The 16,146-nt window shown below is 59.8% G+C and carries 11 protein-coding genes; 5 read left to right on the plus strand and 6 right to left on the minus strand.

The features are described from left to right. The first annotated feature begins 311 nt into the window (after window positions 1-311). Together J2D75_RS00090 and J2D75_RS00095 are read left to right on the plus strand one after the other, a co-directional pair. Window positions 312-791, plus strand: coding sequence for a c-type cytochrome (locus tag J2D75_RS00090; protein ID WP_207851602.1), 480 nt, complete (start codon window positions 312-314; stop codon window positions 789-791). 60 nt (window positions 792-851) lie between these two features. After that, window positions 852-2,219 carry an outer membrane beta-barrel protein gene (locus J2D75_RS00095; protein WP_207851604.1) on the plus strand — a complete coding sequence of 456 codons (1,368 nt, stop codon included), beginning with the start codon at window positions 852-854 and terminating at the stop codon, window positions 2,217-2,219. Window positions 2,220-2,375: 156 nt separating this feature from the next. On the opposite strand, the gene J2D75_RS00100 is transcribed toward J2D75_RS00095, so the two are convergent. Both J2D75_RS00100 and J2D75_RS00105 read right to left on the minus strand, forming a co-directional pair. Next, complete coding sequence (locus tag J2D75_RS00100) at window positions 2,376-4,688, minus strand: TonB-dependent receptor (protein WP_207851606.1); 2,313 nt, start codon at window positions 4,686-4,688, stop codon at window positions 2,376-2,378. Window positions 4,689-4,841: 153 nt separating this feature from the next. Then, window positions 4,842-5,615, minus strand: coding sequence for an SDR family oxidoreductase (locus J2D75_RS00105; protein ID WP_207851608.1), 774 nt, complete (start codon window positions 5,613-5,615; stop codon window positions 4,842-4,844). Between the two features lie 118 nt (window positions 5,616-5,733). Between J2D75_RS00105 and J2D75_RS00110 the strand changes: the two genes are divergently transcribed. The 3 genes from J2D75_RS00110 (at window position 5,734) to J2D75_RS14510 (ending at window position 10,331) form a co-directional block, all read left to right on the plus strand. After that, window positions 5,734-6,645: a LysR family transcriptional regulator gene (locus J2D75_RS00110; protein ID WP_207851610.1), complete on the plus strand. Its 912-nt coding sequence runs from the start codon at window positions 5,734-5,736 to the stop codon at window positions 6,643-6,645. A 69-nt stretch (window positions 6,646-6,714) separates the two neighbouring features. Then, entirely contained in the window at window positions 6,715-8,553 is a 1,839-nt protein-coding gene (locus J2D75_RS00115) for a Na+/H+ antiporter (protein ID WP_207851612.1), read from the plus strand. Window positions 8,554-9,146: 593 nt separating this feature from the next. Then, entirely contained in the window at window positions 9,147-10,331 is a 1,185-nt protein-coding gene (locus J2D75_RS14510; RefSeq protein WP_207851614.1) for a methyl-accepting chemotaxis protein, read from the plus strand. A 6-nt stretch (window positions 10,332-10,337) separates the two neighbouring features. On the opposite strand, the gene J2D75_RS00125 is transcribed toward J2D75_RS14510, so the two are convergent. The 4 genes from J2D75_RS00125 to J2D75_RS00140 are packed head-to-tail and all read right to left on the minus strand — an operon-like array spanning window position 10,338 to window position 16,106. Then, window positions 10,338-12,602, minus strand: coding sequence for a beta-N-acetylhexosaminidase (locus J2D75_RS00125; protein ID WP_207851616.1), 2,265 nt, complete (start codon window positions 12,600-12,602; stop codon window positions 10,338-10,340). Continuing rightward, window positions 12,599-13,663, minus strand: coding sequence for an N-acetylglucosamine kinase (locus tag J2D75_RS00130; protein WP_243428362.1), 1,065 nt, complete (start codon window positions 13,661-13,663; stop codon window positions 12,599-12,601). The genes J2D75_RS00125 and J2D75_RS00130 overlap by 4 nt, the downstream gene beginning before the upstream one ends. Beyond that, window positions 13,660-14,604 carry an N-acetylmuramic acid 6-phosphate etherase gene (locus J2D75_RS00135; RefSeq protein ID WP_207851618.1) on the minus strand — a complete coding sequence of 315 codons (945 nt, stop codon included), beginning with the start codon at window positions 14,602-14,604 and terminating at the stop codon, window positions 13,660-13,662. Before J2D75_RS00135 ends, J2D75_RS00130 begins: the two co-directional genes overlap by 4 nt. Next, a complete protein-coding gene (locus J2D75_RS00140; protein WP_207851620.1) occupies window positions 14,601-16,106 on the minus strand; it encodes a sodium:solute symporter in 1,506 nt (501 codons plus the stop codon). Before J2D75_RS00140 ends, J2D75_RS00135 begins: the two co-directional genes overlap by 4 nt. Between the last annotated feature and the right edge of the window lie 40 nt (window positions 16,107-16,146).

Raw genomic sequence — 16,146 nt, forward strand, 5'->3', positions numbered from 1 at the left:
TTTCTTATATCTGTGGCCCCTCTGCCGAGGGAGGCCGGGCTTGCTTATAACCTGCGGGCGAGGGGTTCATCCAGCCTGTGGGGCGGGATGGTGGGGTGTGTCTGTAATGCGTATCAACCCGCGACTATGTGCTGACAGAGCTTTTGATATGTAATGATAATTTAAAATTGTCATTAACCCCGCAGGGCGGGTGCCCTTATAAGGACTGCGGAAATGTATGACTGCGCTGTATGCGTTATTGCGTTTAAGGGCGTCGTGCAGCGGCTCTTTGCGGGGTTGATGGTTGGTTTAATGGTACGGGGATGGAACGCATGAAAGACGGGATCAGGCTGCACGGTGCAGCCGTGGCCTTCTTGCTCGTGGCAGCGCTGCCGGGTGGGCAGGCTATGGCTGCTAATGGATGGGATCTTTACAGCGCGACCTGTAGCCTGTGCCATCAGACTGGAGCCAAAGGCCTGCCGGGCCAGTTTCCCCCCCTGGCTGGACGGGTGGACCGGATCGCTGCCACGCCGGAGGGCAGGCGTTATCTGGCGCATGTGCTGCTGAACGGCCTTTCGGGCGAGATCAAGGCAGATGGCCAGACCTATAAAGGATATATGCCTTCATTCGGCTCCCAGCCGGATGAGACGATTGCCGCAGTGCTGACTTATGTGGCGTCACTTGGGGCAACCACCCCGCCTCCGACTTTTAGCGCTGACGAGATCAGAGCCGCTCGCGCGGATGGAGCCTTGTCGCCAGCCGCTATTCTTGACGAACGGACTAAACTGAATGCGGCGCACCCTCTGCCGTAATGCAGGGGGCGAGCGGCCTTGGTCTTTGATGTTTTTGCGCTATGGGAAAGAAAACGCTTCATGATTTCGCGTTGTTTTTCGGTGAGCACCTGTCTTTTCTTCCAGTTTGCGGCCGTTCAAGCTCTGGCTCAGGAAAAAATCCCGGCTGAAAGCGAAGGCCGTCCGCTGGTTACGGAAGAAACAGCAGCAGAAAAGCGCGATGCTGCGCGTATTCCCGTTTCTCTCGCCCCCCAGAAAAGCCATAGCTGGTTTGATGATCTTGAAGGCCATGTGGTGGTGGAAGCCGGCGTGAACGGCAACCCATGGACCCAGACCGGGCGCAACTGGGCGCAATATTATGTTGATCGCGCCAATACCGGTACGCTCAATCAGATTACCGGCACACTTTCCCATCCTGTCAGTGATCTGGGTGGAGGCTATGGTCTGGGGTTCCTGTTTGAGGTGATGTACGGCTCCGATGCCCGGTTTACACCGACGATTGGGATGGGGGACGGTAATCTGACCGGTATGTATCAGTGGGCGCCCACACAGGCGCATATTGATGCACATCTGCCATGGCTGACCAAAGGGGGCATTGATCTGAATATCGGGCAGATGTACGGCCTGCTGGGTTACGAAGGTACAGACGCGCTGGAAAGGCCGTTCTATAGCTACAACTATTCGTCTGACTATATTGTGCCGTTTGAGGTGGTGGGTGTAACCGCTACCGTGCATCTGAGCGATCATACAAGCTGGATTGTCGGGATTAATGCTGGTAATTCCACAACCTTTGGGAATGCTGGAAATAATAACCGACCCAAAGGTTACTTTGGTTTTCAGTTTGAAGGTCTGGCCGATGGCAAGCTGGACATGACAGCGCTGACCTATGTTGGCCCGCAGCAGAATATGCACAATCCTGATATCGGGTCAGATGCAAACCGTGAGATGGAATATATTGGCGACTTCGTTGCTACCTACAAAATTAATGACACAACCAGTGTTACTCTGAACGCCACCTATTTTCATGATGATTACCTGCGGGATGATGCGTATGGTGTGACCACCTATTTCGCTCATGATTTCTACCCGTGGCTGACATTCAATGCCCGTGGTGAAATCTTCCGTGATAACAACGGCAATGTTGTTGGCATGAACACATCCACCATGTCGTATATCAATTATTTACGGGGGGCGGAAAGCTATCCGTATGATCAGGCCCCGGGCACAACCTATGGCGAATTGACAGTGGGTGTTTCCTACCGCCCGCAGTTCCTGCATTTGCCCAAGGGCAGTCTTGTTATTCGCCCTGAGGTCAGGCTGGATCGCTCTCTTAATGGCACAAAGCCTTTCAACCGTGTTTCACCGACGGATACACCGGGCTATAATTTTGCTGATAATGGCATGGACACTATGTTCTGGTTCAGTTGCGATGCTGTGTGGTCTTTTTGAAAAACAGCCCACCCCCGTTATGCTTTGGTGTATTGCGGGACGGTAGAAGCAGGCTGCCGAGAGGGGGGGGCTGTGCCGGCTGTTTGAGGCATGACGTTCAGCCGACACCTGCCTGCGGCACCCTGACAGCCCGTGCAGGCTGTCAGGACGAGGGGGTTAAAACCCCTGTGAGATACCGCACAGGATGGTGCGGCGCAGGCCGTATTGTGGTGCGCCCACGCCAATGCCGCTGCCATCACGCAGCTGGTAGGTGTGATCTCCCAGATTGAGCACGTCCAGACGGAATTGCGTATCGCCTTTCCAGCGGGTGCCAAACGTGTTGTGGATAGTCTGCACGGCAGAAAAATTGACCGTGGCATAAGGGGAAACCGATGCGCCGTTCGGAATGGTCAGGTCGCGAGTAACTTCGTAATCTTTTCTCAGGCCCGATCCGTACACCAGCGTTGCCGACAGGCGCAGCGGAAAGCGGGTGGTGCGGAAGAACGCATAAGCCGCACCAGCCGAGGCTGTCCAGCGCTGGTCGTGGTCAAGATGTACCCAGTGGCTGTTGATGTAGTTCAGATCATCTTGCGAGAAATTGAACTGCGCACTGGTAATATCCTTACCAATGGCACGTGACCATCCAAAATTACCGTAGAGCGAAAGTGGGCCATGGTCGTAGGAGAAGGCGACTTCATAGCCATTCACCTGACCGCGGCGGTAGTTGAAGCCACTCAGGATAATCGGCGCGCCAAACTGGCCTTCATCAATCATGTTCTTGGCCAGCTTGTAATAAGCATCGAACGAAACGCGCAAGCCGGGCAGAATGGTCTGTTCAATCCCGGCATCGAAGTAATGATCGCGCTCGGCTTTAACCGGACTATTACCGTTGCTTGCAGCTTGCGCACTGGTGTTGTTGAAGCGGGCGATAGAGGCGCTGCTGACCACTTCAAACGGCGGCGGGGTAAAATAGCGTGAATACCCTGCATGCAGCACGCCGCCGGTCCAGGGCTTCCACACCACGTTAATGCGGGGGCTGACCTGATTTTCCGACGTATACTCGCTGACACCGTCAAAGCGCAGGCCGTAATTGATAGTCAGGTTATGCAGAACACGCCATTCGTCCTGTGCATACAGGCCGTAGATCATACCGGTTTTGCCGCTGCCTTCCTGTATGGTGCGGGGGTTGGACAGATCGTAATTTGGCAGCATGTTAGTGGCATCGTCGGGATCTGGGTAGTATGTGCCATCTTGATCGAATACGGTCGAAGAGGCTTTGGACACATTGCGTTCGACAAAAATCTGGAAACCAAAGCGCACGGTGTGGTCAGGTGCTGCCCGCCATGTGACATCATGCTGAGTGCCAGTGGAAAAAACCGAACGTGCAGCATGCTGGGCTATGCCCATGTAATACAGATCGCCCTGTGGGTCGGGGGAGTAGCGCAGGCTGCTGTAGCGGGTAAAAACGGAATCCTGCAGGCTGAAAGCACCAATTTCTTTTTGGAGCGCCAGAACGGCAAAGTCCGTGATCTGCTTCTGATGTTCGTTAAGCGTGTTGCTTGCTGGCATGTTTGCAGGCGGTGTGTAGTTCTGACGCCACTTGCCGGGTAGCTGGCCCGGATTATTGGGCAGTTGATATTCTGCATTGGAAACGCCTGCAATCAGGCTGATGCGGGTATCGTCATCGACCGTGTAGCGGGCATGACCGAGGAAATGATACTGATTGCTCAGGTCATGCGGGGCGTTGAAGTTGGGTGTCGTGTTTTCAATGCCGGTGCGGTCATGCACGAAATCGGCCGTGGCAAAGAAATCCCACTTTCCTTCATGAAAACCGTATTGCACGGAGGGGAAGAAGTAATCCCGTGCGCCGCCGTAAACCGAGACATTGCCGCCCGGATTGGTGGTGCCGTTCTTGGTGGTGATATCGACCACACCTGCCTGCAGGAATCCGAACTGGCTGGGCAGAGCTCCCGTGGTGAGGGACATGTGGTCGGCAAAGCGGGTCATGAGCGCCTGACCGAATACGTTCAGCCCCTCGGGCAACTGCACGCCATCAAGGCGGAACTGCACCTCGTTATGATCGCCACGGACATGGATCTGACCATAGCTGTCCTGCGCAACGCCAGGTGCCTGCAAAAGTACCTGATTAATAGGGGCATTATCGCCACCGGGGATGGTTTCAAGGTCTTTGCGGCTGAAGGTGCGTACCGTCGCCCCGGTAGAGGGGGAGAGCGCTATGCGCTGCTGATCCAGATGGGCGGTTACGATAACCTGTTCGGCTTCGTTGGGGGTGCGCCCGACAATGTGCACGGTGCTCTGGTGCGCGGGGGCATGTGCCTGTTTTGCCTGCGGCACGCTGGTGTTGGCGGCGGCTTTTACAGGCGGGGGCGTTATGGGCTTTGTATCAGGCGTCTGTGCATGGGTTTTGATCAGGGGCAGCCCGGCCAGAACGGAGGAGCAGAGAAGAAGGCGCGGAATGCGGCGTAGCATGGTGCAGGCGATCCTGGCTGGAGTGAATTCCTGCACAGGGATAGATGTTACAGTATAACATAACAATTACTTTTTGCTGAAAAACGCAGGTCAGGCCCGCGCCCCATGCAGGAGCTGCGTGCCTGTTGCAATATTGTCGCAGTTTCGTTGGGGCTATTTGGTCGTGTAACCGCCATTGACCAGAATGGTCTGCCCGGTCATCCACCAGCCTTCAGAGACGATAAAGCGGATATAGGGCGCAATATCCTCGATTTCTGTCAGCCCACTGGGGCTGAAGGCCGAGAGGGCGGCGGCTATTTTATGGTAGGCCACGGCCTCTGGGGCTTCCTGTCCGTAAAAGAAGGGTGTGTCCATCGGGCCGGGGCCAATGGCATTGACCGAAATACCCCGTGCGCCGAACTCTTTCGATGCCGCGCGGGTAAAGTGCTCTACCGAGGCCTTGGACCCCGCATAGGTGGCATAAAACGGTGTATAGGCCCCCAGTAGCGAGGTTACGAGTGTCAGCAGCTTGCCATTGTCGTTCAGGTGTCGGCCGGCTTCGCGGATAAACTGGAAGGCCACGCGGGTGTTGACCGCGAACATGGCCTCATATTCCTCATCTGTGGTTTCAAGAATGGGTTTTTTCAGAACCTTGCCGACGGTGTTGATGGCAATGTCAGGCGCACCCGCAAGAGTTTTGGCTTGGGTAAACAGGCTAGCCACGGCACCGGGCCGTGTCAGATCGGCCTGCACGCTAAAACCCTGTGCGCCATTATGCTCGATCTCGCGCACGGTGTCCTGTGCCGCCTCAGCATCAGCCGGGTTGTGATAGTGAATGACAATCCTGCCCGCACCGTGGGCGGACAGGTCGCGGGCCACAAGTCGGCCAAGGTTCTTGGCGCCGCCGGTTATCAGAACCGTTTTGCCGTGCAGGGAATGGTTCGCCATTGTGTGTCTGTCCTGTTTGTGGGTTGATCGTCTTCACCATATCAGTCGGAAAAATCTGATAAATGGGCAGGCTCTGACATGATATGTCAGAAAATCAGAACAATGAGGCAGGGCGAACATGGATCGGGTCGATCTTTTGCGGGTGTTTACCTGTGTGGTGGATATGGCCAGTTTTACCCGGGCCGCCAGTATGCTGGACATGCCGCGCTCCAGTGTGTCCGCTGCTATTCGTGAACTGGAGGAGCGTCTGGGCGCCCGCCTGCTGGCCCGAACGACCCGCACCGTTACCCCCACCCCGGATGGCGAGGCATTTTATGCCCATGCGCAGCGGCTGGTCATGGATATGGAAGAAGCCGAATCCCTGTTTCGGCCGGGAGCCGCCGGGGTGCGTGGCATGTTGCGCGTCAATCTGCCCGCGCGTCTGGGGCGGCTGGTCGTAGCACCTGCTCTGCCGGATTTTCTGGCGGTGCATCCCGCTATGCAGATTACGCTGGGCATGACGGATCGGCCGATCAACCTGACGGGAGATGGTGTTGACTGCGCCCTGCGGGTAGGGGCGCTGCGTTCATCCGGGCTGGTGGCACGGCCCATGGGGGAGCTGACGCTGGTCAATGTTGCAAGCCCGGCCTATCTCGCCCGCCATGGTATGCCGCAGCACCCTGAAACCCTGGCGGCGGAGGGGCATGAGGCCGTGCTATATGCCTCGGCCACCTTGGGGCGGGTCGAGCCGTGGGAGTGGCAGGAGGCGGGAGCGACACATCTGGTTGAACTGCCGGGCCGCGTGACAGTCGAGTGTTCAGAGGCGCAGATCGCCTGCTGTCTGGCCGGGCTGGGGCTTATTCAGGTCCCTTTATACGATGTACGCGCTCATCTGGTCGCAGGAGACCTGGTAGAGGTGCTGCCACACTGGCGTGCAGCCCCTATGCCCATGGCCTTGCTTTATCCACACCGCAGGCATCTTTCCGCGCGGCTGCGGGTTTTTGCAGACTGGCTGCACGGTGTTTTGTCCTGCCATGTGCTGGATACCTGACGGCACTGTCCTGATTCGGGGTGAATGTCACTTGCATCCACTGCCAGATACGGCCAAGCACAAATGATTATGCTGACTGTCCAGACCGTTCTTTTGCTGCTGTGGCTTGCTGCGTTCAGCAGTCTTGTGGCGACTGCGTGCCGCCAGAAGGTTCCCCAGCCCATCATTCTGATTGTGCTGGGGGTCGGGGCAGCACTATGCGGCCTGCATATTGGCATACGGCCTGAACTGTTCATGTTCGTGTTCCTGCCACCGTTGCTGTTTGCGGATGCTTTCCGCATGCCCCTGCGTGAGTTCAGGGAGATGCGGCGGGCTATCCTGTTTCTGGCTTTCGGGCTGGTTATCCTGAACACTATCGTGTGCGGCTATATCATTCACTGGATATTGCCGGTTTTTACGCTGCCAGTGTGCTTTACCCTTGCGGCGGCTCTCTCCCCTACAGATACGGTGGCAGTTTCCAGTCTGCTACAGGGGCGCAAGGTGCCGGGGCGGCTCCTGCAACTGCTCTCGGGCGAAGCCCTGTTCAACGATGCCTCGGGGCTTGTGTGCTTCCGCTTTGCCATGGCGGACGCCATGACAGGCGAGTTTTCCTACCGGCAGGCCTTTGGCACTTTCATTCTGGTGGCTTTCGGGGGGCTGTTTATCGGAGCACTTGTTGCGTGGGTGGCGTCACGTATCAACCATGAGCTGATCCGGCGTAAACTGGATGAAGCGCGTTCTCAGATCGTGCTTGTGCTGCTGCTGCCGTTTGCCATGTATGCGGCGGCTGAGGCGGCAGGCTGTTCGGGCATTCTGGCGGCCGTGGCAGGGTGCATGGTTCTCAAGCTGTCCGGCTCGGTGGAAGAAGCCGCCACCATGACGCGGATACAGGCCAATACGGTCTGGAATATTGTCAGTTATGTTTTTAACGGGCTGATCTTTCTGTTCCTTGGTTTGCAGCTTCCCTCCCTTGTGGGTAGTGCCCGCGATCTGGTGCAGGTTCATAATGCCGCCTTCTGGCAGTATGGTTTGCTGGTGGTTGAAGTGTACGGGGCCATGCTGATCATGCGCCTGTTTGGGCTTTTGTTATGCGAGGCAGGGCGCTGGGCGGGTGCGCGGCTTAACCATATGCCCTATGAGCGCACGGGGTTTGCTGCCAACCTGTTGCTGACATTTGCTGGCGTACGCGGCGCTGTAACACTGGCGGCGGTGTTGTCCTTGCCGGTGGGGCTGGATGGTGCCGCGGCTTTTCCTGCGCGTGAAAGTGTCGTGGTGATTGCAACAGGGGTTATCATTCTGTCGCTGATCTGCGCTGGGGTTTGTATTCCGTTCTGTCTGCGGTTTATCCCGCCTGAACTGGTGGACAAGAACGCACAGGAAGAAAATCTTGCCCGCCAGAAGCTCATTCGTGCAGCGCTTGGCGTCTTGCGCAAGGTGCATGACGCGGCCGTGGTGGAGGCACCTGCCACGGCCACTCCGGCTCCAGCTCCAGCTCTTCCGGTGGCACAGGCTGCGGTCGTAGCCGGTGCGGCGCAGCCTCAGGCTGGTGTTTCGGTGGCCCCTGCTGTTGTTCCTGCAACGCCCGTCGGGGCTGGTACGCAGGACTCATCCGGCCCTTCGGAGGAAGACTGCCAGCTCCGGCGCGAGGTATCAGATAGGCTGATCCAGCTTTACGAATGTCGACTGGATGAGGAAGACGCCACACCCCGCATTGGGGTGGAAGACCGGCAGAGTGCGGTGCGGCATGCACGGCTGGAGCTGGCGCTCCGCTTGCAGGTACTGCGGATGGAGCGGCAGGTCATGCACCAGATGGTCACCCGGCGCGAAATCAATGACCAGACGGAATGGAAACTGCAGCAGGAACTGGATTACGAAGAGCAGGTGATCCGCTACCAGTCCTTGCGCCTCCCGCGGGAAGACCAGGGATAGAATGTCCTGAGATATATGGGCCCAGAACCCTACCATGATGTTTGCCGCCTGCTTCAGGCGGAGTGTATCGGGGTGGGCTCTTAATCTGTTCGTGAGTGAGCGCAGATTATTTGTTTTTCAGGTGAATTACAAAACCTGAACCGGATTTTTTCTATAAAATCAAAGTGTTTTATGCTCTGATATACCGTGCGGTTTCATGATGTATGCCTGCCGGAATTATGTTGCAAAAGCTGTCAATAACGCGGTTGCAACCATTGAGCAGGGCACACGCCAGAATGCTGCGATGGTTGAGCAGACATCAGCCGCCAGCGCCAACATGGCAGGGCAGGTCAGTCAGGTGCGCGGTTTTCTCTCAGGGTTCTGGCTGGAGGATTTTGCGCGTCCCCCAAACAGGATCAGGCCGGGATTGTTCTCCTACCTTTTCGATATCAGGTAAGTCCGATCTAACCATGACCGATGTGCGGAGGGTAGGGAATTTATTATTCCACTTTCGTTTCAAAATAATCCGCGATAGCCTGCCCGAGAGCCGGTTTGTCATGCAGGCGAACGGCAGAGCCGCATGGGGTGGTTGTCGCGGATAAGGAGAAACGGTTTTGGGCGAAACCATGATACGGAGCGATGCCCCCAGTGCGTTGTCCGGCAAGACGGAGCGCGGCGCGAGCACCATCCAGCGCGTAAAATCCATGGTCACAGGGCTGGAGCGCCGGTTTGAGGAAATCGCATCCATGGCGGATGTGATCAATCAGGTGGCCAAGCATACAAAATTACTGTCCTTCAATGCCACGATAGAAGCCACACGGGCCGGAGAAAGCGGGCGGGGTTTTTCTGTTGTCGCAACCGAAGTCCGCACATTGGCGGAACGTACGGCTACTGCCACGGCGGACATCAACCGCATACTGCCCAGCGTCAAACGTGAAATTACCGAAGCCGTGCATGATGTGGAGCGTGAGGAGGCCGGGGCTCTCATGCAGGCGGCTGTCAGTCTGGCCGGGTTGGAAGCGGCCCGAATTGAGGCCTGGTTTCAGCGGATCGCAACCCTGCTTGATGCGCTGCGCCATACACTGGGCGGTCTGCGCCGGGCCAGCACAACACTGTCCCGACCGGTGTTTGATGCGGTCATGACCGAGTTTTTGGAGAATAATCCAAGTCTTCTGGGTATTTTTTGCGGTATGGAGCCCGATGCTTTTGACGGGCGCGATGCCGAGCACGCCAATACGCCCGGCACGGATGCAACCGGGCGCTATATCTCCTACTGGCATCGTGAGGGGGGGCGGATCGTTCTCGAACCGCTATTGGGATATGATATTCCCGGCCAGAACGCCTATTACGATCAACCCCGCCGGGCAGGCACCACGGTTATGCTCGAACCCTATGATTACCCCATAGGCGGGCGGATTGTAAAAGTGACATCGCTTGTATTCCCTCTTGTATGGAACGGGCGTTTTGTCGGGGTGCTTGGGGCGGATTTCCTGCTGGATGAACTACAGGCCATGCTGGCAGACCGTAAACCGTTTGGCAGCGGGAGCCTGATGCTGCTTTCCCATGCCGGGGTGTACGCTACCCACCCTGACCCGGCGCGGATCGGGCATGAGGCAACCGACCTGCCCCTGAATGTCAGGCAGGCAGTGACGCAGGGTCTGTCCTGCCATGTCCGTGACCCGTCAGGTATTGTGCGTATTCTGCACCCGCTCAGGCTGGGGGCGGCGGATCAGCCGTGGTCGCTCCTGCTTGAATTTGACATGCACCGGGTGCTTAACGGCATGGGTGTGCAGGTATAGGGCTAATCAGGGCCTGTCCTGCCCCGCCAGAAGGGCTATGCCCGGCGTAATGCGCTGGATCAGATCGCCCGCAGGCTGGTGTGCCTGCGTGACGACATGAATGCTGGCCGAGGCGGCAATATCGCTCTGGGCCGTGTCCAGTGCTGCATGAGCGCGCTCCCGCCAGCCGGGGGTGCGGCCTTGACCCAGTGCGGCTAGCCCGGCCTGAGCCAGTGCAGCCAGCTCAGCCGAAGCACCCAGCCCGGCTGTCAGGGAGGGGTGATGGGCGGCTGCCCGCTGGAAGGCTTCATCATTATCAGCCCAGAGGGTCAACATGCGGATCAGGTCGGGTTTGAGAGCCGTTTCTCCCGCGATAAAGGCTGCAACCTCGGTATTGAAAAGATCAGCCAGCGGTGTGTCAGGCAGAGCAATATCCGCCAGTGCGCCCAGCGGTTGCTGTGTTGCGGTTTCTTTATGCCGGATCTGAAGAAATTCGTGATTATGCGCGTAGTTGCGTACGGGTGAGACAGCGGAGAGCAGTACCTGTGCAGGGCCGGTTTCGCCGGGGGCCATGCGCTCCAGCCCCTCCAGCGTCTGCTGTGTGGTATGCAGGCCCAATAGGTCGAGCCTGTCGCGCATGACGGTAAGGCGGGGGGCGAGGCTTTCTCCCTTACAGAGTGCCGCAGGTGACCAGAAGCGCTCCGCCAGGGCGGCCGTGCGTGGCCACAACCGGGCGTCGAGCATGCTGTCGTCAATCACTTCCGTCCACAAAACGGCCTCAGCCCCCAGCACATGGGCAACCTGTTCGGTAGAGAGCGGGGGCAGGAGGGTATCCTCGGCCTGTCTGTTTTCCGGTGTGGATGAGGCGGAGGCTAGTGAGGCTGGGGCTGTGCCGCCCGGCCCCGTTGTCTGGGCAGCGGCGGCGGCCTCGGCGGCCCCTTTTCTGGTGTCGAGCGGGTCTGTTTCGTAATAAGCGCGGGCGGGCAGCAGGCGGTCTAGGTAATATGCGCCAGAAATGATGGTGCCATACCCCGCGCGGGTTGCATCAAGCGTGTGGCTTGGGCCGCGCCAGCTCTGGATCAGGGTGCCGGGGGGCAGGTCTGCGGCCAGAATTTCATCCCATCCCATAATGGTTTTGCCGCGTGCATGCAGCGCCAGCGCAACCTGTTTTGAAAAACCTGCCTGTAGGGCTGCTGTATCCGCAAGCTTATGCTGCTTCATGTAAGCCGCAATATGGGAGTTTTGCAGCCATTGCCGGGCAACGACTTCATCCCCCCCGATATGGAAGACGGGATCAGGGAACAGGCGGGCCATTTCCGCATAGAGACGGTTTACAAAAACAGGGGTGGCAGGGTTTGTCGGGTCCATGGCCGCGCGGTTGATCTCAGCACGGTCGGTTGTGTTCAGTGGGTGCTGGGCGGCCAGTTCCGGGTAGGCGCGCAGGATTGCGAAGGTGTGGCCGGGGGTATCGAACTCTGGCACCACGCGAATACCCCGGTCGGCAGCGGCGCGTACAAGCTGGCTGATTTCCGCCTGCGTGTAGAATGTCCGCAGGCCATCGGGCTGCTCTGTGCCTGTCAGGCGGGGATAGAGCCTGCTTTCAACCCGGAAGGCCGCGCCATCGGACAGATGCAGGTGCAGGACGTTGAGCTTGACCATTTCCATAGCGTCAAGCTGGCGCAACAGGGCGGGCAGCGGCATGAAGTGGCGGCTGGTGTCGATCATCAGCCCGCGCCAGATAAAACGGGGGCTGTCCGTAATGCTTGCCTGCGCAATGACCGGGCCGGATGCCTCAAGCCGCACAAGCTGGAGCAGAGTAGCCAGCCCACGCAGGATGCCCACAGGTTCCTGCGCATCCAGTTGTGCCTGTGTGCTGGTGGTGTGCAGGCTGTAGTCTTCGCGCATGGCGGGGCGGGGGAAGGCGGCATCCTGCCTGTAATGAATATGCACGCTATAGGCTGCGGGGGCCGCACCCGGCAGACTGGCCGTATTCTGGGGGGTGGTCAGGGTCGCCAGATGCTGCTCAAAGCGTTGTACGGCCAGACGCAGGGCAGGTGTGGCCGGGCTGTCCCAGTGTATGTCCAGCCGGGGCGGGAGAGGAAATGCCTCACCGCTGCTCTGCATGGTGGCGGGGGTTGGCATGAGCACAGGGGGTGTGGCGGCACTCAGGGTGGCAGCCGCTATGGTATCCGCCAGCGCATAGGGTGCGGCAGGCTGTGCCTGCGCCTCAGGCCGGGGCAGCAGGCACAGCAGGCTGAGGCAGGCCATGCCCGGCAGAAGAAAACGGATCATGCTGTAGGCTCCGGCAGAGAGGAGGCGGCGTGTCTGTGCAGGTTGTGTGCCAGCGTGCTGATCCAGTCAGGCTCGCAGGGCCAGCCCGCCAGCCGTGCAGCGCTCAGGGCTGCCCCGCCCAACGGGGGCAAACGGGGGGGGTGGGGAGCGCGTTCCAGCAGGGTGGTTAACGCGTTGCGCAGGAAAGGACTGCGCATGACGCTGCCGCCATAACTCCAGTGTAGAGTGGTTGTTTCATCAAGCTGATCGGTCGTGGCCTGAGCCTGCGCGGCCAGATGCTCAGCCGCCCGGCGCAGCAGGGCCATGGCGGTGGGGCTGCCTGTTTCGGCCTGTTGGGCAACGAACACGGCCAGTTCCGCAATGGCGGAACGCGGGTGTGCGCGGGTGCGTAGCCATTCGCGCAGAGCGTTGGCGGCCTCCGGTCGTGTAGTGATGGCCGCGATGGCCGGTGGTGCGAGGGTGAGGATGCTATCGGGCAGCGGCAGGCCGAGCCTGCGCAACAGGGCATGGGCGAATGTGGGGTCTGGCGCGTGGGGGGTATCAAGGCAGTGGGCAGCGTGGCGCAGGGCTTTTCGACCCAGCCAGTAGCCGCTGCCCTCATCGCCCAGCAGCCAGCCCCAGCCACCAGCGCGTGCTGAGCGGCCCTCTGTCGTACGGGCCATAACGACTGATCCGGTGCCAGCCAGAAGGAAAAGCCCCGGCCCACCCGCAAACGCGCCACGATGCGCCGTTTCGACATCATTTTCCAGGCAGAGTGCCACATCCGGGCCTAAAATCGCCCGCACGAGGTTTTCCTGCGCCATGCAGGAAGGACGCTCGGCATCATAGCCCGCCATGCCAAGGCCCGCTGCGATCAGACCGTGCCGGGGCAGGCGTTCAAGCAGGGCGCGCAGGCTGTCCGCCCAGTCGGGGCGGTCGAATGGATTGCAGCCGGGGCCTTCCGCATGGGCGGTTATCTGCCCTTCGCGGGTGATGATAAGGGCGCGTGTGTATGTGCCGCCACCATCGAGTGCCAGAATGCTGGTGGGGGCGGCCAAGCCGGATTGCATGGTTTGTGTCATGCCAGCATGGGGGCTGTCTGGCTCAGCCGCTCAAACGCAAGCCCCAGCCGCCCGTTGCATAAGGCCAGCAGGGTGCGGGCCTGTGCTGGTTGCAGCCCCATATTTTGCCCCTGCAGAAGAAGGGCCGCCAGTTTGATACTGCCTTCGGCCCGTTGCAGGGCCATTTCGGCCTGTGGTTGCGTGCAGTCGGTCAGGTGCTGGAGCATGCGGTGGGCGCGGCGCACCAGTTTGGCATTTGACAGGCGCATATCCACCATCTGGCCGCGCCATGTATGGCCCAGACGCACCATAAGCCCGGTAGAGAGCAGGTTGAGCGTTATTTTCTGGGCGGTGCCTGCCTTCATGCGGGTGGAACCGGCAATGACTTCCGCCCCGGTGTAGGTCAGAACCGGGCATTGCGCTTCGGCCAGCAGGCGGCTGTCCGGGCTACAGGCCATGCCGATTGTCAGGCTGCCTGCGGCCCGCGCACGCCCTATAGCGGCACAGGTATACGGGGTGCCGCCGCTGGCGGCGATACCGATCACCACATCATCGGGCGTGGGGGCGTGGGCCAGCAGGGTGCGGATGGCTTCGGCCTCGTCATCCTCCGCTCCTTCCACGGGGCTGAAAAGGGCCGCGTCGCCACCAGCCAGCATCAACACCAGTCGGGTGCGCGGCCAGTTATAGGTCGGGATCAGTTCCACACCATCCTGCAGGCCCAGCCGCCCGGATGTTCCGGCGCCGACGTAAAAAAGGCGCCCGCCCCGTTCCAGCCGTGGCAGGGCTTCGGCCAGTGCGGTTTCAAGGGCAGGCAGGGCCGCGCGCACGCTGGCGGCGGCGTCCAGTTGGCTGTCCAGCAGGGCGGAGAGCAGGGTGGCCGCAGGCCATTGTTCCAGACTGTCGTAGCGGGGATCCAGCGTTTCCGTGCGGGCCGGTGCGGGAGGGGGGGCATACTCGGTCATGAAAGGCTCCTGTTCCGGCGGGCGGTATGGCGCATGCGGCCTATAGCATGGCTGGCCAGTGCCACCACGCATAGTACGGCCATGCCAGGCACGATCAGCCATGCAAAAGCCAGAGGCTGCCCGTGCGGGTGTATGAACAGCATGCCCAGCACGGCGGCAGGCAGGCTGAGGCAGAACGCGGGTACGAGATCTTGCGCACGTAACTTTGGCAAAAGCATGCCCGCCAGATAGCTGCCCAGCATGGGGCCATATCCGCAGGCGGCAATGGAGAGCCCGACAAGTACCGCAGCCTGCCCGGCATGGGCAAACAGGCTGGCGCACACCACAAGAGCAACCGCCCAGAACACGGTAATGCTACGGGCAAGGCGCAGTCGCGCCCGGTCAGGGTTTTGTGTGCCGCTTAACCGCAGGAGCGCACGGCAGAGCGATGCAAAATCTCCCATAACCGCCGCCGTCATGGCGGACAGGGTAGAGGAGAGCGATCCCATGGTGGCGGCAAGAATAGCTGCGAGCATCAGCCCCCGCAGGCCCGATGGCAGATCGTGGGCGATATAGGCCGGGAAAATCGCATCGGTGCGGGTAAAACCCGCCTGTGATGCAGGCAGGCCCCCATGATGCACCCAGAGCAGAATACCCACCAGCGAGAGCAGGCCAAACAGCAGGCCCGCACCCACGGCGCTGCCCATGAGTGCCAGCCGGGCATCGCGCAGGCTACGGGCTGCCAGCATGCGCTGTACCATAAGCTGGTCAGTCCCGTGCGAGGCGAGCGAGAGCACAGCTCCCCCGCCAATGGCGGCCAGTGGGGTGAACGGGCTGGTAAAGGCGGGCGTGTGATGGGTGAACAGCTTAAAGCGTCCGGCTTCATGCAGCATACCCAGTGTGCCGGAGGGTGCTGCCCGCCATAACAGGGCAGCACAGGCCAGACTGCCCCCCACATAGACCGCAAACTGGATACTGTCCGACCAGACCACCGCGCGCAGCCCGCCTTGTAGGGTGTAAGCCAGTGTCAGCAGCATGATGGCGGCCAGCAGGATAGGGGCGGATACGGACAGATGCAGTGCGGCCAGTATGGTGGCCAGTGGCAGCATGCCCGCGAAGAGGCGCACGGCCTCGGCCAGCAGGCGTGTGACCAGAAAAGTACCCGATGCCAGCCGTTGCAGGCCCGGCCCAAAACGCTGGCCGAGCCAGTCATAGGCACTGAGCATACGCCCCTGTCGGTAAAGCGGTAGAAAGGCCCAGGCTACAATCCCCCGGCCCAGCAGGTAGCCGAGTGCCAGCCCCACGAACACCATGCCGCTGCCATAGGCAATGCCCGGCACACTGATGAGTGTCAGGGTAGAGGTTTCTGTCGCGACCAGTGACAGGCATAGCGCCCACCATGGTAGATCGCCGTGGCCTTCGAGATAGGCATGGGCCGAAGCCTGTTTTCCCGCCAGCGCCAGCGCCAGAGCGGGCATGCCCGCCAGATAGGCAAGCAGGGTCAGCCAGTCCAGTGTGGTCATGACGGTGGAAAAAGCGCGCGCGACACCATATCGTGCATGA

Origin of the sequence: Acetobacter suratthaniensis (genome assembly GCF_017377745.1) — a bacterium.
Classification (GTDB): domain Bacteria; phylum Pseudomonadota; class Alphaproteobacteria; order Acetobacterales; family Acetobacteraceae; genus Acetobacter; species Acetobacter suratthaniensis.